Below are 17,724 nucleotides of genomic sequence, written 5' to 3' on the forward strand. Positions count from 1 at the left end.
TGTCGACATGACACGTACGGAGTACCGCTGGCTGCTGCCCTCCGCCCTGGCCGACGACGAACTGTCCGGCGACCGGGGCGGCTCGCGGCGGACCGTGCGGGACTGGGCCGTCGACATCACGGCCTTCCTCTGCGCCGCGGGCTTCGGGATGGTCGCCCTCGCGGCGATCGAGGCCGACCCGACGACACCGGACGGTGTCGTCCTCGCCGACTCGCTCATCGGGGCGGTGGCGTGCTGCGTGCTCTGGGTCCGGCGGAGGTGGCCCGTGGCAGTGGCCGTGGGCCTGACGGTGCTCAGCCTGGTGGAACCCGTCGCGGCAGGGGCCATGCTGATCGGGCTGTTCAGCCTGGCCGTGCACCGTCCGTACAAGCAGGTCGCCGTCGTCGGCGCGGGCGCCCTCGTCGTCGCCCCCGTGCAGCCGCTGCTGCGCCCGGACCCCGAGGCGTCGCTGTTCGCCTCCACCGTCATCGGGGTGCTGCTCGTCCTCCTCGTGCTCAGCTGGGGCATGGTCGTACGCTCACGGCGCCGGCTGGTCGTCACCCTGCGCGAACGCGCGCGCCGGGCGGAGGCCGAGGCCGCGCTCCGGGCCGAACAGGCACAGCGGCTGGCGCGGGAGGCCATCGCCCGCGAGATGCACGACGTCCTCGCCCACCGGCTGACCCTGCTCAGCGTCCACGCCGGTGCCCTCGAATTCCGGCCCGACGCGCCCCCGGCCGAGGTCGCGAGAGCGGCGGGAGTCATCCGGGACAGCGCCCATGAGGCGCTCCAGGACCTACGCGAGATCATCGGTGTGCTGCGCGGACCGGGCGACGCCGACGACGGGAACAGGCCCCAGCCCACGCTCGTCACCCTGGACGCCCTGATCGACGAGTCCCGCTCGGCAGGCATGGACGTCACGCTGGCCAACAGCGTCGCCGACCCGGCCCGTGCGCCCGCGGCCACCGGACGCACGGTCTACCGCATCGCCCAGGAAGCGCTGACCAACGCCCGTAAACACGCGCCCGGAGCCCCCGTCCACGTCACCGTGGCCGGCGGGCCGGGCGACGGTCTGACCATCGAGGTCCGCAACCCCGCACCCGCCGAGCCCTTCGATCCGGTCCCGGGATCCGGCCAGGGCCTCATCGGCCTCACCGAACGGGCGGGCCTGGCAGGCGGCAGTCTGGACCACGGACCGCGCCCGGACGGAGGATTCACGGTCGAGGCCCGGCTACCGTGGCCGGCATGAGAACTCCGACAGCCCGGCTGCCGTGGCCGGTATGAGCGCCCCCATGTCTCCGGAAACGCCACCGGTCCGGCTGGCCATCATCGACGACGACCCGCTCGTGCGTGCCGGACTCGCCCTGATGCTCGGCGGCGCCGAGCGCATCGACCTCGTGGGAGAAGGCTCCGACGGCACCGAGGCCGCCGCCCTCGTCGCCCGGACCCGCCCCGACGTCCTGCTCATGGACATCCGCATGCCGGGCAAGGACGGGCTGGCCGCGACCGAGGAGCTCCGGCGCAGGCCCGGCGCGCCCGAGGTCATCGTCCTGACCACGTTCCACGCCGATGAGCAGGTGCTGCGCGCCATCCGCGCGGGGGCCGCGGGCTTCGTCCTGAAGGACACCCCGCCGGCGCAGATCGTCGAGGCGGTCCTGCGCGTCGCGGCCGGTGAACCCGTCCTCTCGCCCGCCGTCACCCGCAGGCTCATGGCCCGTGCGGCGGGAGACCCGGCGGACGACCGCCAGGACCGCAGGACACGCGCCAGGCAGCGGTTCGCCGAGCTCGGGGAGCGCGAGCGGGACGTGGCCTCGGCCGTCGGGCGGGGCAGCTCCAACGCCGAGATCGCCGCCGCGCTCCACCTGAGTGTCGCGACGGTCAAGGCGCACGTCTCCCGGATCCTGGCCAGGCTCGAACTCAACAACCGTGTCCAGATCGCGCTGCTGGTGCACGACGCCGGTCTCCTCCATGAGGACGAGGACGGGGCGCCGGACGGCCGCCTAGGCTGAACCGGTCAGACCGGATGAGGGGGCGGGACGATGACAGTGACCGATCTGCGCGGAGCGGCGGACTTCAGCGCGAATCCGTATCCGTACTACGCGAAACTGCGCGCCGAGGGGCCGGTCCACCCGGTCCGTACCGACGACTTCGAGCGCGTCTGGATGATCGTCGGTTACGAGGAGGCCCGGGCGGCCCTCGCTGACCAGCGGTACAGCAAGGACTGGCGCACGGCGGAGCAGTTCTCGGCGACGAGCAACCCGATCAACGCCAACATGCTGGAGATGGACGCCCCGCACCACACCAGGCTGCGCAAACTCGTCGCACGCGAATTCACCGCCCGGCGGATCGAGGCGCTGCGCCCGCGCGTCGAGCAGATCACCGGAGACCTCCTCGACGCGATGGCCCCCGCCGGGAGCGCCGACCTCATCGACGCGTTCGCCTTTCCGCTGCCGATGACCGTGATCTGCGAGCTCCTCGGTGTCCCCGACATCGACCGGGACGCCTTCCGCCAGATGTCCAACGCCATCGTCACGCCGGTCTCGCCGGAGAAGGAGAGCGAGGCGGTCCACGCGATGGGCGCCTATCTGGAAGAGCTGATCGAGGACAAGCGGTGCGCCCCGGGCGACGACCTCATGAGCGCCCTGATCCAGGCACATGACGACGAGGGCGACCGCCTGTCACCGGACGAACTGATCGGCATGGCCTTCCTGCTCCTGGTCGCGGGCCACGAGACGACCGTGAACCTGATCTCCAACGGCGTACGCGCACTGCTCGACCACCCCGACCAGCTGGCGTTGCTCCGCGCCCGGCCCGAGCTGATCGACGGCGCCGTCGAGGAGATGCTCCGCTACGACGGACCCGTGGGGACGGCCACCTTCCGCTTTACCCGCGAACCCGTCGCCATCGGCCCGGTCGTCATACCGCAGGGCGAGGTCGTGCTGGTCGCCCTGGGCTCCGGGGACCGTGACCCCGGCCGCTACCCGGACCCGGACACCTTCGACATCCGGCGCGAGGCCCAGGGGCACCTGGCCTTCGGACACGGCATCCACTTCTGCCTGGGCGCCCCACTGGCCCGGATGGAGGGCCGCATCGCGATCCGCGCCCTGCTGGAGCGCTGCCCCGGACTCGTCCGGGACCCGGACGGAGGGGAGCCCGACTGGCTGCCCGGGATGCTCCTCCGGGGCGTCCGCCGCCTTCCGGTGCGCTGGTGAGGTGAGATGGCGTCCACGACCGGACTCACCCTGGACACGGCGCAGCAGGTCCTCGGCAGCCGGCCGTTCAGCGGGCTCGTCGGCGCGCGGATCACGGCGTTCGGGGACGGCGTGGCCGTCCTCGAGGTCGACGTACGCAAGGAACTCACCCAGCAGAACGGGTTCCCGCACGGCGGGGTGCTCTCCTGCGCGGCCGACAACGCGCTGATCTTCGCCGCCGGGACGACGCCGGGAGCGGCCGTCCTGACCGGCGGTTTCTCGATCCGGTACGTCCGGCCGGCGAGTGGCCGCACCCTGAGTGCCCGCGCCGAGGCGGTCCACACCGGCCGCAGACAGGCCGTCGTGCGCTGCGACCTGCACACCGTGGACGACGAAGGGGCGGAAACCCTCTGCGCGGTCGCGCAGGGCACCGTCCTCTCCGCCCGCCCCGTCTGAAGGGAAACACGTTGACCACCCAGGCACTGCTCGACCTCGGCGCCCTCGGCGACGACTTCATCCGCGACCCGTATCCCGTCTACGCGCGCTTACGCGCCAGTGGTCCGGTGCACCGTGTCCGCATCCCGGAGGGCGCCGAGGCCTGGCTGGTCGTCGGGTACGAAGCGGGGCGCGCCCTCCTCGCCGACCAGCGGCTCTCCAAGGACTGGGCGAAGGCGTCGCCCTCGCTGGGCGTCGGCAAGGTGTCCTCGGGCACGTCCATGCTGGGCAGTGACGCCCCTGCCCACACCCGGCTGCGCCGTCTCGTCGCCCGGGAGTTCACCCCGCGCCGCATGGAACGGCTCGCCCCGCGCGTCCAGGAGATGACGGACGGCTTCCTCGACTCCATGACCGGTGGCCCCGGCCGCTCCGCCGACCTGGTCGAAGCGCTGTCGGTCCCCCTGCCGATGGCCGTCATCTGCGAGCTGCTGGGCGTGCCGTCCCTCGACCGGCAGGCCTTCCGCACATGGTCCGACACCGCGGTCTCGTCCCTCGACGCCGAAGCGCGCGGCCGGGCGAAAGCCGCCATGACCGCGTACCTCACCGGGCTGATCGAGGAGAAGCGCGCGGCCCCCGGGGAGGACCTGATGAGCGCGTTGATCCACACCTCGGACGGCGACGGCGACCAGCTCTCCGCCGACGAACTCATCGGCATGGCCTGGCTGCTGCTCGTCGCCGGCCACGAGACCACGGTCAACCTCATCTCCAACGCCGTCCTCAGCCTGCTGACGCACCCCGGGCAACTCGCGGCGCTGCGCGCGGATCTCAGCCTGATCGACAACGCGGTCGAGGAGACCCTCCGCTACGAGGGGCCCGTCGAGACGCCCACCTACCGCTTCACCACCGAGCCGCTCGACGTCCTGGGCACGGTGATCCCCGGCGGTGGCGAGCTCGTCCTGGTCGCGATGGCCGACTGCGACCGCGATCCCGCCCGCTACCCGGACGCCGACCGCTTCGACATCACACGGGACGCCCGCGGCCACGTCGCCTTCGGCCACGGCATCCACTACTGCCTGGGCGCTCCGCTGGCCCGCATCGAGGCCCGCGTCGCCATCCGGTCGCTCCTCGAACGCTGCCCGGAGCTGAGGCTCGACGCGGACCCGGCCGGCCTTTCCTGGCGTACGGGCTTGCTGATCCGGGGTCCGCTGAGCCTGCCGGTGGCCTGGTAGCGGGGCCGGGGACTCAGGCCTCGGCGATCTCCGCCATCCGTACGGGGCGGCGCTCCCGGCGCGACAGCTCGCACGCCTCGGCGACACGCAGCGCGTGCAGCGCCTCCCGGCCGTCGCACGGGTTCGGAAGCTCTCCGCGTACGACGGCGAGGAACGCGTCCAGCTCCGCCTCGTACGCCGGGGCGAAGCGCTCCAGGAAGCCCGGCCACGGCTTGGCGGGAGCGGGCGGCCCCTGCGGCTCGGCGGACGTGAGCGGCGTACGGTCGTCGAGGCCGACCGCGATCTGGTCCCGCTCGCCCGCCAGTTCCATGCGCACGTCGTAACCGGCGCCGTTGCACCGGGTGGCCGTCGCCGTGGCGAGCGTGCCGTCGTCGAGGGTCAGCAGCGCCGCCGCCGTGTCCACGTCACCAGCCTCCCGGAACATCGCCGGGCCCGCGTCGGACCCGGTGGCGTACACCTCGGTCACCTCGCGGCCCGTCACCCAGCGCAGGATGTCGAAGTCGTGCACCAGGCAGTCCCGGAACAGGCCGCCGGAGAGCGGCAGATAGGCGGCGGGCGGGGGAGCGGGGTCGGAGGTCGCCGCCCTCACGGTGTGCAGCCGGCCCAGGTTCCCGCCGCGCACGGCGGCGCGCGCCGCGGCGTAGCCCGCGTCGAACCTGCGCATGAAGCCGAGCTGGAGGACACTGCCGGCCCGCTCGACCTCGCGCAGCGCGCCCAGCGTGCCCGCCAGGTCCAGGGCGACGGGCTTCTCGCAGAAGGCGGGCAGACCGGCCCGGGCGGCCCGGCCGATGAGATCCGCGTGCGCCGAGGTGGCCGAGGTGATCACGACCGCGTCGACCCCCGCACCGAGGACCTCCTGAGCGGACGCGAGAGCCGTGGCCCCCGTCCGCGCGGCGGCCTCCGAGGCGCGGGCGGTGTCCGGATCCGTCACCACGAGCGAGGTGACCGCGGGATGGCGTGCCAGGACGCCCGCGTGGAAGGAACCGATCCGGCCCGTGCCGATGAGTCCGATGCGCATGGACCCAACGTGCCGCCCACCGGACGCACTGTCAACTATATGTCCTGACAAATTGAGGGGTGTGGCGAGGCGGCAGGAGGTACGCTCCGTGCCGTGCCCAAACCCGCCGCCGACTCCGCCGCCCTCGGGCTGGGCGTGGACCGCACCAGCCCCGTCCCGCTCTACTACCAGCTGGCCCAGCAGCTGGAGGCGGCCATCGAGCAGGGGCGGCTCGCGCCCGGCAGCCTTCTCGGCAACGAACTGGAGCTCGCCGCACGGCTCGGACTCTCCCGGCCCACCGTCCGCCAGGCCATCCAGTCGCTCGTCGACAAGGGGCTGATGGTGCGACGGCGGGGCGTCGGCACCCAGGTCGTGCACAGCCGCATCAAGCGTCCGCTCGAACTGAGCAGCCTCTACGACGACCTGGACACGGCCGGCCGGCGACCGGCGACCCGCGTCCTGCGCAACACGGTCGAGCCGGCGGCGCCCGAGGTCGCCGCCGCGCTCGGGGTCGAGGACGGCAGTGACGTCCATCTCGTCGAGCGGGTGCGCTACGCGCACGACGAGCCGGTGGCGCTCCTGCGCAACCACCTGCCGCCCCAGTTGCTCGACCTCTCCACCGAGCGGCTGGAATCGACCGGTCTGTACCGGATGATGCGTGCCGCCGGCATCACGCTGCACAGCGCCCGGCAGACCGTGGGCGCCCGCGCCGCCACCACCGAGGAGGGCGAGCTGCTCGCGGAGCCCGCCGGCGCCCCGCTGCTGACCATGGAACGCACCACCTTCGACGACGGCGGGCGGGCGGTCGAATTCGGCTCGCACGTCTACCGGGCTTCGCGGTACGCCTTCGAGTTCCAGCTGCTCGTCCGGCCCTGAATCCCCGGCAGGCGGCCGCCGGTAAGAATGTTCGGACAAAAACGTTGACGCGGTCATGCAAGGTCGCTAGAACGACGGGAGGGCGCGGCCCGCGCCCCTGCCGGTCCACACCGTTCCGGGCTCGGGGATACTTGGCCCGCCGGGCGGCGAGTCCGCCCTCCCCGGCTTCACCAGGCAGCACAGCGAGCAGCACAAGAAGGGCACGGCGTCGTGGCAAGGGTTCGGACAGGGGTACGCGCGATGGGCGCCGTGCTGGCAGCGGTACTGGCAGCCTCCCTCGCGGGATGCAGCAGCACCGGCGGCAAGCGGGCGGAGGAGCGCGCCGCTCAGGCCGCCGAAGGCCGGTCCGCGGTGAACACGCCCCGCTGGACGTTCGCCATGGTCACCCACTCGGGTGATGGCGACACCTTCTGGGACATCGTCCAGAAGGGCGCCAAGCAGGCGGCCGTCAAGGACAACATCAACTTCCTCTACTCGCACAGCGACGAGGGCCAGCAGCAGGCGGAGCTCGTCCAGACCGCGATCGACAAGAAGGTCGACGGCCTGATCGTCTCGCTGGCCAAGCCCGACTCGATGAAGACCGTCGTGGCCAAGGCGGTCAAGGCGGGCATCCCCGTGATCACCGTGAACTCCGGCTCCGCCGAGTCCAAGGCCTTCGGCGCGCTCACCCACATCGGCCAGGACGAGTCCATCGCGGGCGAGGCCGTCGGCGACGAGCTGAACGAGCGGAAGCGCGAGAAGGTGCTCTGCGTCCTGCACGAGCAGGGCAACGTCGGCCACGAGCAGCGCTGCGCCGGGGCGAAGAAGACCTTCGACGGAACGATGCAGAACCTCTACGTCGACGGCACCAACATGCCCGACGTCCAGGCGTCCATCGAGGCCAAGCTCGACTCCGACCAGGACATCGACGCGGTCGTCACCCTCGGCGCACCCTTCGCCGCCGCCGCGGTCAAGGCGAAGCAGACCGCGGGCAGCAAGGCCGAGATCGACACCTTCGACCTCAACGCGAGCGTCGCGACCGGCCTCCAGAACAAGACGCTCGGCTTCGCGGTCGACCAGCAGCCCTACCTCCAGGGCTACGAGGCCGTCGACCTGCTCTGGCTCTACCGCTACAACCAGAACGTGCTCGGCGGCGGCCTGCCCGTCCTGACCGGCCCGCAGGTCATCACCTCCAAGGACGCCGACGCGCTCGCCGAGTACACGAATCGGGGCACGCGATGACAGCGACCGGGCAACCGGCGGCGCCCCACACCGACGAACGCCTGCTGCGCACCTCCCCGCTGCGCAAGCTCCTCGGCCGGCCCGAGCTCGGCTCGGTCGTCGGGGCGGTGGCCGTCTTCCTCTTCTTCGCGATCGTCGCCGACAGCTTCCTCCAGGCCTCCAGCCTCGGCACGGTGCTGTACGCGGCCTCCACCATCGGGATCATGGCGGCGCCGGTGGCGCTCCTGATGATCGGCGGCGAGTTCGACCTCTCCGCCGGTGTGATGGTGACCAGCTCGGCGCTGATCTCCTCGATGTTCAGCTACCAGATGACCGCCAACGTCTGGGTCGGCGTCTTCGTGTCGCTGCTGGTCACCCTGGGCTTCGGCGCGTTCAACGGCTTCATGCTGACCCGCACCAAGCTCCCGAGCTTCATCATCACGCTCGGCACGTTCCTCATGCTGACCGGCCTGAACCTCGGTTTCACCAAGCTGATCGGCGGCACCGTCTCGACCAAGGCCATCGGGAACATGGAGGGCTTCGACTCCGCCCGCAAGGTCTTCGCGTCCCACCTCACCATCGGCGACGTCGAGCTGAAGGTCACCATCCTGTGGTGGGCGGTGCTCGTGGCGATCGCCACCTGGATCCTGATCCGCACCCGCTTCGGCAACTGGATCTTCGCCGTCGGAGGCGAGGCCGACGCCGCACGCGCGGTCGGCGTCCCGGTGATCCGTACACGGATCGGGCTCTACCTCGGGGTCGCCTTCGCCGCATGGGTCTCGGGGCAGCATCTGCTCTTCTCGTACGACGTGGTCCAGTCCGGCGAGGGCGTCGGCAACGAGCTGATCTACATCATCGCGGCCGTCATCGGCGGCTGTCTGATCACCGGCGGCTACGGCTCCGCGGTCGGATCGGCCATCGGCGCGATCATCTTCGGCATGACCAGCAAGGGCATCGTCTACGCGGAGTGGAACCCCGACTGGTTCAAGTTCTTCCTGGGAGCGATGCTGCTCCTGGCCACCCTGCTCAACGCATGGGTACGCAAGCGCGCGGAGGCGACGAAATGACGGCCACCCAGGCTCCGGCCCCCCGGGACACGGCCGGCCCGGCGCTCGTCGAGCTCGACGGCGTCAGCAAGTACTACGGCAACATCAAGGCCCTGGAGAACGTCTCGCTGGAGGTGCACGCGGGGGAGATCTCCTGTGTCCTCGGTGACAACGGCGCCGGCAAGTCCACCCTGATCAAGATCATCGCGGGGCTGCACCGGCACGACGCCGGGACCTTCCTGATCGAGGGCGAGGAGACCACGCTCGCCAACCCGCGCGACGCCCTGGACCGGGGCATCGCCACCGTCTACCAGGACCTGGCCGTCGTTCCGCTGATGCCGGTCTGGCGCAACTTCTTCCTCGGCTCCGAGCCGACGAAGGGCTCCGGCCCCTTCAAGCGCCTCGACGTACGGCGGATGCGCGAGACGACCCGCGCGGAGCTGCTGCGCATGGGCATCGACCTGCGTGACGTCGATCAACCCATCGGCACCCTGTCAGGCGGTGAACGCCAGTGCGTGGCCATCGCCCGGGCCGTGTACTTCGGCGCCAAGGTCCTCGTCCTCGACGAGCCGACCGCGGCGCTGGGCGTCAAGCAGTCGGGCGTCGTGCTCAAGTACGTCGCGGCCGCCAGGGACGCCGGGCTCGGCGTGGTCCTCATCACGCACAATCCTCACCACGCGTACCTCGTGGGTGACCGGTTCGTGATGCTCAAGCGTGGAGCGATGTCCGGAAGCCATACGAAGGACGGCGTCACACTGGACGAACTGACCCGCCAGATGGCCGGTGGGAGCGAGCTCGACGAGCTCAGCCACGAGCTCGAACGAGCCCCCTCGCCGGACCACCTCGGCGGCCGGCCCGCCGGTGACAGCACCCCGTGAACCACGGTCCGCACCCCCCGCCCCGGGGCCGGAGACCGGTTCCGGGGGCGGGGGAATGGCAGAATCGTGTGCGGCGGGCGCCGTCCGCCGCCGGACGGATCACCGACCGGCCCCCCGACCTGCGCAGGGACGATGAGCACGTACCGCGACTTCACACACCGCGGCTCCGCCCGCGCCACCGTCCTGCGGACTGTCGGCACCAAGGAGCGGCGCTCGCACCTCACGGCACCCAGGGTCCCCACCGTCGGGATCGACATCGGCGGGACGAAGGTGATGGCCGGAGTCGTCGACGCCGACGGAAACATCCTGGAGACCCTCCGCACCGAGACGCCCGACAAGTCCAAGAGCCCCAAGGTCGTCGAGGACACCATCGTCGAGCTGGTCCTGGACCTCTCCGACCGGCACGATGTACACGCCGTCGGGATCGGCGCCGCGGGCTGGGTCGACGCGGACCGCTCCAAGGTGCTGTTCGCCCCGCACCTGGCCTGGCGCGACGAGCCCTTGCGCGACGCCATCGCCTCCCGGCTCGTCGTCCCCGTCATGGTCGACAACGACGCCAACACGGCGGCCTGGGCGGAGTGGCGCTTCGGCGCCGGCCGCGGCGAGGACCACCTGGTCATGATCACGCTGGGCACCGGCATCGGCGGCGCGATCCTCGAGGACGGGCACGTCAAGCGCGGCAAGTACGGCGTCGCGGGTGAGTTCGGCCATATGCAGGTGGTGCCCGGCGGGCACCGCTGCCCGTGCGGCAACCGCGGCTGCTGGGAGCAGTACAGCTCGGGCAACGCCCTCGTACGTGAGGCCAGGGAGCTGGCCGCCGCGGACTCCCCGGTCGCGCACGGCATCATCGAGCGGGTCAAGGGCAACATCCCCGACATCACCGGGCCGCTCATCACCGAACTGGCCCGCGAGGGCGACGCCATGTGCGTCGAGCTCCTCCAGGACATCGGCCAGTGGCTCGGCGTCGGCATCGCCAATCTCGCCGCCGCCCTCGACCCGTCCTGCTTCGTCATCGGCGGCGGTGTCAGCGCGGCCGACGACCTGCTGATCGGCCCGGCCAGGGACGCCTTCAAACGCCACCTCACCGGCCGCGGCTACCGCCCGGAGGCCCGCATCGCGAAGGCCCAGCTCGGCCCCGAGGCGGGTATGGTCGGCGCCGCGGACCTCGCCCGCCTGGTCGCCCGCAGGTTCCGGCGGACCAACCGCCGCCGGGTCGAGCGCTACGAGCGGTACGCGCAGTTCTACGACCAGGCCGCGAGCACCATCCGGAACACGCGCAGCACCCGCCCCGTCGAGTGACCGGGGCCGCGCGAGCCGCGGCTCCTGGCCATCCGTACTCCGCTCCGTACCGCAGCTTCGAGGGATCACCGACCATGACCGCAGCCGAACACCACCTCGTGCCGCGCCAGCCTCCTACGTCCGGCTCTTCGGGGTCCTCCGGTTCGTCCGGTTCCTCCGGGCCCTCGGCGGGCGGCGACGGTATGCCTCCGGAGGACCGGCGCAGGGTGGTCAGACGGCGCCTGATCACGCTGACCATCATCGTGCTGCTCATCGGCATCCCGGCCGGCTACCTGGTGATCTCCGCGGGCCAGAGCCGCCGCTCCGGCAAGGACAAGGAAGCCGAGGCCGCCGCCCAGGGGCTGCGCGAGGACTGGCCGTCCGGCATGCAGCGCCGGATCTTCGAGCTGCCCATTCCGGGCAACGCCCAGGGGGTCCAGTACTACGAGACGAACAACTGGAAAGCCAGCCGGATGTACGTGAAGTTCCGTACGACCTCCGCCGGCCTCGACCGCTTCCTGAGCGGTGTCGGCACCGGCCGTGCCGCGCTGGAGACCGGCAAGGTCACCATCGCGGAACGGGACATCAAGATCACCGGCTGGTACTTCGGCCCGGGCGTCGACTGGGCGGGCACGGTCCACAAGAACAAGCGTCCGCGCCCCACCCAGGACATCACCGTCAACATGACGGATCCGGCGGCCCCGGTCGTCTACGTGGTCTCCGCGTCGACCCCCTGACGGGAAGCCGGGCACGCCTCACCCCCGCGTGCCCGAGAGGCCGGCGCGGACGAGGCCGGCGACCGCGTCCAGGTGGTCGTCGAGAAAGAAGTGGCCTCCGGGAAAGGTCTTCAGGGCGAAGTCCCCACGGGTGTGGGCGGCCCAGCCGGCGGCCTCCTGGACGGAGACCCGGTCGTCGCTCTCTCCGGTGAGCACCGTGACCGGGCAGGAGACCACGTCGTCCACTCCGCCCCGGTGGGTCTCGATCGCCCGGTAGTCACTGCGGAGCATCGGCAGCACCATGTCGAGGATCTCCTGATTCTCCAGGAGCGAGGGGGCCGTTCCGCTGAGTGCCGCCAGTTCGGCGACGATGCCGGCGTCGTCGCGGGTGTGGACGAAGTCGGCCTCGGCCCGGAAGTGGGCAGGCGCCCGGCGCCCCGAGAGGAAAAGGGCGGACGGGGACCTCCCGAGACGGTTCTCCATGCGTACGGCCAGCTCGAAGGCGAGCGTCGCTCCCATGCTGTGACCGAACAGCGCCATGGGCTCGCCGGCCAAGGGCGCGAGTGCGTCGAAGATCGCGTCCGCGAGTTCGGGAATGCTGTCGACGCAGGGCTCCCTGATGCGGTCCTGGCGTCCCGGGTACTGGACGGCGAAGGTGCTCACGTCCGGCGACAGTGCCGCTGACATCGGTCGATAGAAGGCCGCACTGCCGCCGGCGTGGGGGAGGCATATGAGGCGGACGCTGTCGTCGGCGCGGTGAAAACGCCTCACCCAGGCGCCGTCGGCCGATGGATAGCTGACGTCGGTATTCATGACCGTCACGCTCTCATCCGCCGCCCGGTTCCTGCCACGGATCGCCGGAGAACCGGGCTCCGCCCCGTCCTCCGGCGACAGCACGGCCGCAGCGCCCCGCGCCCCGGCCCGGCTACTGCCTGATGGCGACGAGGACGTAGCTGTTGCCCACCTGCCAGACCGGACTGGCATGACCGAAGCCCGCCTCGGCCAGCAGCTCGACGTGCCGGCCGAGCGTGACGGCGCAGTCGGCGTGGACGAACCCCGGCTTACGGCGCTCGGCGCACAGCTGTGTCAGCTCGGGCTCGTTCTCGACGGCGGACCACCATGTCTCCCAGTCCTCGTGGTCGAAGGCATGGCGGCGTTCGGCCCGGCGGACACCGACGAACTCCGCGATCTCGGCGAACCCGGCCCCGTCCTGAGACAGGTGGTCCGCGTTGATCAGTACGCCGCCGGGCCGCAGCAGGGATCTCAGCTCGGCGTAGGTGTTCCGCAGTATGCCGTCGGGGAGGTAGTGGAGCGCGGTGGTGGACACGACCGCGTCGATCGCCCCCTGGAGTCCGAGGGCGCTCGTCCAGCCCTCCTCGCCGATCACCGCTTCGACATACCGTGCGGCGTCCGGATGGCGTGCGCGGGCCAGTGCCAGCAGCAGCGGGTCCATGTCGACGGCGACGATCTCGGCCTGCGGCAGCCGTTCGATCAGCCGTGCGGGCAGCGAGCCGGGGCCGCACCCCAGATCGAGGACACGAGGCACCTCACGGCCGGCGGTCACGTGTTCCACGACATCCGCGACCACCGTGAAGCGCTCCTCGCGGTCGATCGCGTACCTCTGCTGCTGTTGCTCCCAGCGGTCCACCCATCGCTGGGCCGTCGACATGCTCACGCTCATCTTCCTGTACCACCTCTACGTGCTCGGTCCCGTCCTGTGACCCCGAATCTACAGCTGAAAACGATTGTCATCGGCACTAGGTCAGTCCGGCGAGTACCTCCAGCAACCGGTCTATCTCGTGGCGGCTGTTGTAGGCATGCAGACTGACCCGTACAGAGCTGCGGTTCTCACCGCCCCGGCCCTGGCAGAGGCCGTCCGCCCGCACCATGAAACCGTGGCTGAACAGGATGAACCCAAGGTCGGCCGCATCGATGTCCCGGTGCCTGAACGTCACGATGCCGTGCCGCTGCTGCACCGGGGAGTCCGCGGCCAGACTCTGTTGGCACCCCACCACCTCGTACGGCGCCAGCGTCCGCAGCCCGTCCGTCAGCCGGGCGGCCAGCTCCACGGTCCAGCGTTCGATGCGCTCCGTTCCGACCCGGTCGAGCCAGTCCAGGGCGGCGCCCAGACTGACGATGCCCACGGTGTTCGGTGTGCCGCTCCAGCCGCGCGGCGTGAACGGTGCCCCGCGTACGCCACGGGACCAGACCGCACCGGTGCCGGGCAGCGCCAGGGCCTTGTGCCCGGAGAAGACGGCGAAGTCGACGTCCAGCGCCTTCATCGAGACGGGGAGATGGCCGACGCTCTGGGCGGCGTCCATGCAGATGACCGGATCGGGTCCCACCGCCCGGCGGATCCGGTGCACGTTCATGTCGCCGCCGTAGACGTGGTGGACGTGGGTGAGCGCCACGAACCGCGTCCGGCGGGATACCAGGCCGGTGAGCCGGTCCGTGTCGTAATCACCGGAGGACGACTGACAGGGCATCTCCCGGACCGTGACGCGCGTGCCCTGGCGGGCCAGTGACTCGACCGCTTCCAGCCAGGGCGAGACGTTCGCCTCGTGATCCGCGAACGGGACGATGATCTCGTCCCCGTCGCGGAGTTCACGGGCCAGCCAGTCCAGGGCCACCAGGCGCAGCCCCTCCGTGGTGCCGCTGACGAAGTGAACGGCGGACGTGCCCGGATCCGGGTCGTCGAGGAAGGCCTTGACCCGCTCCCGGGTCTCCTCGACCAGGCGCGTCGTCCTGTTGGCCCACGGGTAGGTGCCGCGCCCCGCGTTCGCGTTGGAGGTCGTCAGATACTCCTGGACCGCGTCCAGGACGGCCCGCGGCTTCTGCGCGGTGGCGGCGCTGTCCAGATAGGCCAGACGGGGGTTGCCCGCCACGATCGGGAACTGCGCGCGGACGTCGTCGCTCCAGGCGGCCAGGTCCTCCGCCTCCCTCTCTGCCGCTTCGCCGGGCACGTGCGTCACTCCCGCACCAACGGTGCGCCGGCATCCCGCCAGGCGATGATGCCTCCGTCGAGGCTGCGCACATCCGGATGGCCCATGCGGGTCAGGAGGGCCGCGTACCGCAGGGATCTCTCGCCGACGGGACAAGCGAGCAGCACCGGCCGGGACTTGCTGAACGGCAGCCCTCCGTGAACGAGGTCCTCGAACAGCTCGTCGACGATGTTGATCGATCCCTCGATATGCAGGGCCGCATAGGCGTAAGGGCTGCGCATGTCCACGATCAGGGGCTTCTCCGCGGCGATCCACTTCTGCGCCTCGGCGACTCCTACGGCGGCGGTCGCCAGCAGTTCCTCGGCAGCCACCGAGGCGACCGAGTCGTTCCGCGGCCGCTGCCCGAGGAGTTCGGGCCGGCGCTTCCTGACGTAGCTCAGATAACTCTCGACACGGTCGCACACGATGAAGACGGCTGTCGCGGGCTCGGTGAGCTGTGGCCCGATGTCCCGGAGGTGCCGGACCGCTCCGAAATACGCGGCCCCGCCGGTCGGTCCTGCCAGGATTCCGCACCGGCGGACGAGCGTCAGCATTCCGTCGATGGCCTCGGAGGAGGTGACCTTCTCGATGGTGTCGTAGGTGAGGGGATCGAAGATCCCGACCTCCTGGACCTCGTCGATGTTCCTGATGCCCGGAATGAAATCCGACTTGTCGGCGACGAGCCCGACCACGCCGACCTTCGGATTGTGGTCCCGTAGCGCCCGCGCCACGCCGGTGGAGGAACCGGCCGTGCCGACACCGGAGATGAACCAGTCCGGCGCCCGGCCGTCGAGGTCCGCCACGATTTCCGGGCCGGTGCCGTGCTCGTGGGCCTCCGGGTTACGCGCGTTGTAGTACTGATCGGTGTGGAGGTAGGTGCTCGTGGGATCGCCGAGGCTGCGGTGGAAGAGGGTCAGAGGATCTTCCGAGTTCGTGGGGTCGAGGCATTCGGTCTGCCCCGGGAGTTCCTCGATCTCGGCGCCCAGCAGGAGGAGCATCTCCTTGATCTCCGGAATTCTCATGCGATTGGTGACGCTCTTGAAGCCGATCCCGTGCATCCCGGCTATGGCGGCAAGCGCCTTGGCCGTGTTTCCGCTGGACAACTCCACTATCTGGCTGTCCTGTTCGACTGCCGCGGCGAGGCCGGGCCGGACCATGTTCCACGCCGCCCGGTCCTTCAGTGAACCGAAGGGATTGCAGAACTCGAGCTTCGCGTAGAGGTCGATGTTCCGCAGGCCGTGGACGTGAGGGTCGATACGCACCAAGGGCGTGTTGCCGACTGTTTCGATGATGCTGTCATACCTCATGCGCGTCCTCTGCGGAATGTAAGGGCCAGTACTGGTCGTCGAGACGCCACTGCCAGCCGTCGGGTCCTCGGAAGGCCGCCACCTTGCGGGCGAGTGGGCGTCGCTGGGCGTGATGGGCGTTGAAATCCATGCAGTATCCGGCTGTGTTGGGGAACGCCAGAAGGTCACCCGGAGCCGGCAGAAGGGGGAGGGAGACCAGCCTGCGTGTGATGAGATCGGATTCGAGGCACAGATTTCCGAACAGGTGGACGCCGAAGGAGTCCCCGGAGCCGTCCGGCGCCTTCCAGGGCTTGTCCCGACGGAGGACGACCGGATCCATGAGGATGCCGTGCTCTTCGAGAGCACAGTCGCCGGCGTTCATCGCCAGGCGTATCGAGTGCGTGCCGTCCGTCTCGCGCCGTGTCTCCAGCACGCGGGCCAGGGTCATCCCGCACTGGTCCAGCAGGGCCCGGCCCGGCTCGACGCACAGGTCGTACAGGTTCTCCAGGAGCAACGTCGCCAGCGGGCGGCCGAGCGTGGGGGCGGGACTGTGCAAGAGCTCGTCCAGATAGTCGGCCCCGGCGACCGGGCGATGAGAAGGGTAGAGATCCAGGCTTCCGCGGAGGGTGCCCCCTTCGCTGCTCAGCCCGTACGTGTGGTCGCGCCAGGCAAGGGCCTCGCGCCGGCCCATCGCCGCCAGGGTCAGCTGGCTGGTGTAGCGCTCCCACTGTGCTCCGTCGGCGAGATAGCTGACACCGAATCCGCCGCCGATGTCGATGACCCGGGGACGCATCCCCCGCTCCCTGCAGGCGTCCATGGCCCGTACGCAGCCCTCCAGGGCGAGGGCCTTCTCCTCGATGCTGGTGGTGTCGAGGTGGTAGGAGACGCCGATGACCTCCACGGTCTCGTGGTGCCGCTCGCACGCGTCCAGCAAACCGGCCAACTCCGAAGCGGGGAGGCCGAATCGGCTGCGGCGGCTCAGGACCTTCACCGGGGTGCCGGAGAAGTCCGACAGTCTCAGCAGCACCCGCACCCGGGGCAGCGCGTGGCGGCGCACCAGTGCGGCGAGCGAGTGCAACTCGGCCTCTCCCTCGATGTTCACCGTGATGCCGGTACGTGCGGCCAGCCAGAGGAACTCCGGTTCCTTGGGTCCCGTCGCACTGATGCGGTCAGGGGTGAATCCGCAGGCCAGCGCGTGCTGCAGTTCGCCGAGCGAGGCCACATCCATGGCCGAGTCGGTGGTGGCCAGCCGGCGTACCAGCGCGCTCGACCGGTTGGCCTTGTGGGCGAAGCTGATCTCTCCCCTCAGACGGTGGCGGTGGTACACGGACCGGAACCGTGTGACGTTCTCGGCGATCCGGTCCGGAAGCACCACATTGAGGGGCGATCCCAGCCCGTCCACGAGGTCGTGGAGGAAGCGGGAGGAGGCCAGCAGGGAAGTGAGGGGTGGTTCGAGCTTCGCGTCCAGGAACAAGGGGACAGCCAACAGCGGCACTCGCCTCTCAGTGGGGCAGCGGCAGCTCGACTGCCGTGGGCACTGGTCGGCGCGCCGCCGCAGGTGATGGGTCAGCTCAGCGGGATGATTGTCGTATTCATAATGTCCAGGCCGAACGGCCTCTATGCCTGCTCCATGCA

17 protein-coding genes are annotated in these 17,724 nt (G+C 70.6%); 11 read left to right on the forward strand and 6 right to left on the reverse strand.

The features are described 5' to 3' along the window. The first annotated feature begins 7 nt into the window (after positions 1-7). The 5 genes from ACZ32T_RS11940 to ACZ32T_RS11960 are packed head-to-tail and all read left to right on the forward strand — an operon-like array spanning position 8 to position 4,831. Entirely contained in the window at positions 8-1,225 is a 1,218-nt protein-coding gene (locus ACZ32T_RS11940) for a sensor histidine kinase (protein ID WP_467264080.1), read from the forward strand. Positions 1,226-1,256: 31 nt separating this feature from the next. After that, positions 1,257-1,985, forward strand: coding sequence for a response regulator (locus tag ACZ32T_RS11945; RefSeq protein ID WP_467366561.1), 729 nt, complete (start codon positions 1,257-1,259; stop codon positions 1,983-1,985). 30 nt (positions 1,986-2,015) lie between these two features. Beyond that, complete coding sequence (locus tag ACZ32T_RS11950) at positions 2,016-3,188, forward strand: cytochrome P450 family protein (protein ID WP_467264083.1); 1,173 nt, start codon at positions 2,016-2,018, stop codon at positions 3,186-3,188. Between the two features lie 6 nt (positions 3,189-3,194). Further along, a complete protein-coding gene (locus ACZ32T_RS11955; protein ID WP_467366563.1) occupies positions 3,195-3,623 on the forward strand; it encodes a PaaI family thioesterase in 429 nt (142 codons plus the stop codon). Positions 3,624-3,634: 11 nt separating this feature from the next. After that, positions 3,635-4,831 (forward strand): cytochrome P450 family protein, encoded by a 1,197-nt coding sequence (locus ACZ32T_RS11960; protein ID WP_467366566.1) that lies wholly within the window; start codon positions 3,635-3,637, stop codon positions 4,829-4,831. 13 nt (positions 4,832-4,844) lie between these two features. On the opposite strand, the gene ACZ32T_RS11965 is transcribed toward ACZ32T_RS11960, so the two are convergent. Further along, positions 4,845-5,849: a Gfo/Idh/MocA family protein gene (locus ACZ32T_RS11965; RefSeq protein ID WP_467264087.1), complete on the reverse strand. Its 1,005-nt coding sequence runs from the start codon at positions 5,847-5,849 to the stop codon at positions 4,845-4,847. A gap of 93 nt (positions 5,850-5,942) precedes the next feature. On the opposite strand from ACZ32T_RS11965, the gene ACZ32T_RS11970 reads away from it, so the two are divergent. From ACZ32T_RS11970 to ACZ32T_RS11995, 6 genes are all read left to right on the forward strand, one after another. Beyond that, positions 5,943-6,704 (forward strand): GntR family transcriptional regulator, encoded by a 762-nt coding sequence (locus ACZ32T_RS11970; RefSeq protein WP_467366568.1) that lies wholly within the window; start codon positions 5,943-5,945, stop codon positions 6,702-6,704. Between the two features lie 210 nt (positions 6,705-6,914). Continuing rightward, a complete protein-coding gene (locus ACZ32T_RS11975) occupies positions 6,915-7,925 on the forward strand; it encodes a sugar ABC transporter substrate-binding protein (protein WP_467264091.1) in 1,011 nt (336 codons plus the stop codon). After that, positions 7,922-8,971, forward strand: a complete 1,050-nt coding sequence (locus tag ACZ32T_RS11980) for an ABC transporter permease (protein ID WP_467264093.1) — start codon at positions 7,922-7,924, stop codon at positions 8,969-8,971. The genes ACZ32T_RS11975 and ACZ32T_RS11980 overlap by 4 nt, the downstream gene beginning before the upstream one ends. Beyond that, the gene (locus tag ACZ32T_RS11985; protein WP_467366570.1) at positions 8,968-9,828 is read left to right on the forward strand and encodes an ATP-binding cassette domain-containing protein; all 861 of its coding nucleotides are present in this window, start codon (positions 8,968-8,970) and stop codon (positions 9,826-9,828) included. The genes ACZ32T_RS11980 and ACZ32T_RS11985 overlap by 4 nt, the downstream gene beginning before the upstream one ends. 132 nt (positions 9,829-9,960) lie before the next feature. Then, complete coding sequence (locus ACZ32T_RS11990; RefSeq protein ID WP_356714477.1) at positions 9,961-11,127, forward strand: ROK family glucokinase; 1,167 nt, start codon at positions 9,961-9,963, stop codon at positions 11,125-11,127. A 74-nt stretch (positions 11,128-11,201) separates the two neighbouring features. Next, positions 11,202-11,843: a hypothetical protein gene (locus tag ACZ32T_RS11995; protein ID WP_467366572.1), complete on the forward strand. Its 642-nt coding sequence runs from the start codon at positions 11,202-11,204 to the stop codon at positions 11,841-11,843. Between the two features lie 18 nt (positions 11,844-11,861). Here ACZ32T_RS11995 and ACZ32T_RS12000 read toward each other — a convergent pair whose 3' ends face one another. From ACZ32T_RS12000 to ACZ32T_RS12020, 5 genes are all read right to left on the reverse strand, one after another. Further along, on the reverse strand, positions 11,862-12,635 hold the full coding sequence (locus ACZ32T_RS12000; protein WP_467366576.1) for a thioesterase II family protein: 774 nt from the start codon (positions 12,633-12,635) through the stop codon (positions 11,862-11,864). 112 nt (positions 12,636-12,747) lie between these two features. Beyond that, a complete protein-coding gene (locus tag ACZ32T_RS12005) occupies positions 12,748-13,503 on the reverse strand; it encodes a class I SAM-dependent methyltransferase (protein ID WP_467366578.1) in 756 nt (251 codons plus the stop codon). Positions 13,504-13,579: 76 nt separating this feature from the next. Continuing rightward, the gene (locus ACZ32T_RS12010; protein ID WP_467264101.1) at positions 13,580-14,785 is read right to left on the reverse strand and encodes an aminotransferase class V-fold PLP-dependent enzyme; all 1,206 of its coding nucleotides are present in this window, start codon (positions 14,783-14,785) and stop codon (positions 13,580-13,582) included. 5 nt (positions 14,786-14,790) lie between these two features. Beyond that, positions 14,791-16,110, reverse strand: a complete 1,320-nt coding sequence (locus ACZ32T_RS12015; RefSeq protein ID WP_467264103.1) for a pyridoxal-phosphate dependent enzyme — start codon at positions 16,108-16,110, stop codon at positions 14,791-14,793. Next, positions 16,100-17,584: a Y4yA family PLP-dependent enzyme gene (locus tag ACZ32T_RS12020; protein ID WP_467264104.1), complete on the reverse strand. Its 1,485-nt coding sequence runs from the start codon at positions 17,582-17,584 to the stop codon at positions 16,100-16,102. Before ACZ32T_RS12020 ends, ACZ32T_RS12015 begins: the two co-directional genes overlap by 11 nt. Positions 17,585-17,724: the final 140 nt, after the last annotated feature.

The sequence above is a fragment of the Streptomyces sp. NPDC023573 genome (assembly GCF_055559735.1).

Bases quoted from the DNA above. Each gene is read 5' to 3' on its own strand.
- ACZ32T_RS11995 (WP_467366572.1), top strand. From the start codon at position 11,202: ATGACCGCAGCCGAACACCACCTCGTGCCGCGCCAGCCTCCTACGTCC.
- ACZ32T_RS12000 (WP_467366576.1), bottom strand. From the start codon at position 12,635: ATGAATACCGACGTCAGCTATCCATCGGCCGACGGCGCCTGGGTGAGG.
- ACZ32T_RS11990 (WP_356714477.1), top strand. From the start codon at position 9,961: ATGAGCACGTACCGCGACTTCACACACCGCGGCTCCGCCCGCGCCACC.
- ACZ32T_RS11940 (WP_467264080.1), top strand. From the start codon at position 8: ATGACACGTACGGAGTACCGCTGGCTGCTGCCCTCCGCCCTGGCCGAC.
- ACZ32T_RS11955 (WP_467366563.1), top strand. From the start codon at position 3,195: ATGGCGTCCACGACCGGACTCACCCTGGACACGGCGCAGCAGGTCCTC.
- ACZ32T_RS12005 (WP_467366578.1), bottom strand. From the start codon at position 13,503: ATGAGCGTGAGCATGTCGACGGCCCAGCGATGGGTGGACCGCTGGGAG.
- ACZ32T_RS11965 (WP_467264087.1), bottom strand. From the start codon at position 5,849: ATGCGCATCGGACTCATCGGCACGGGCCGGATCGGTTCCTTCCACGCG.
- ACZ32T_RS11950 (WP_467264083.1), top strand. From the start codon at position 2,016: ATGACAGTGACCGATCTGCGCGGAGCGGCGGACTTCAGCGCGAATCCG.
- ACZ32T_RS11945 (WP_467366561.1), top strand. From the start codon at position 1,257: ATGAGCGCCCCCATGTCTCCGGAAACGCCACCGGTCCGGCTGGCCATC.
- ACZ32T_RS12015 (WP_467264103.1), bottom strand. From the start codon at position 16,110: ATGAGGTATGACAGCATCATCGAAACAGTCGGCAACACGCCCTTGGTG.
- ACZ32T_RS11985 (WP_467366570.1), top strand. From the start codon at position 8,968: ATGACGGCCACCCAGGCTCCGGCCCCCCGGGACACGGCCGGCCCGGCG.
- ACZ32T_RS11980 (WP_467264093.1), top strand. From the start codon at position 7,922: ATGACAGCGACCGGGCAACCGGCGGCGCCCCACACCGACGAACGCCTG.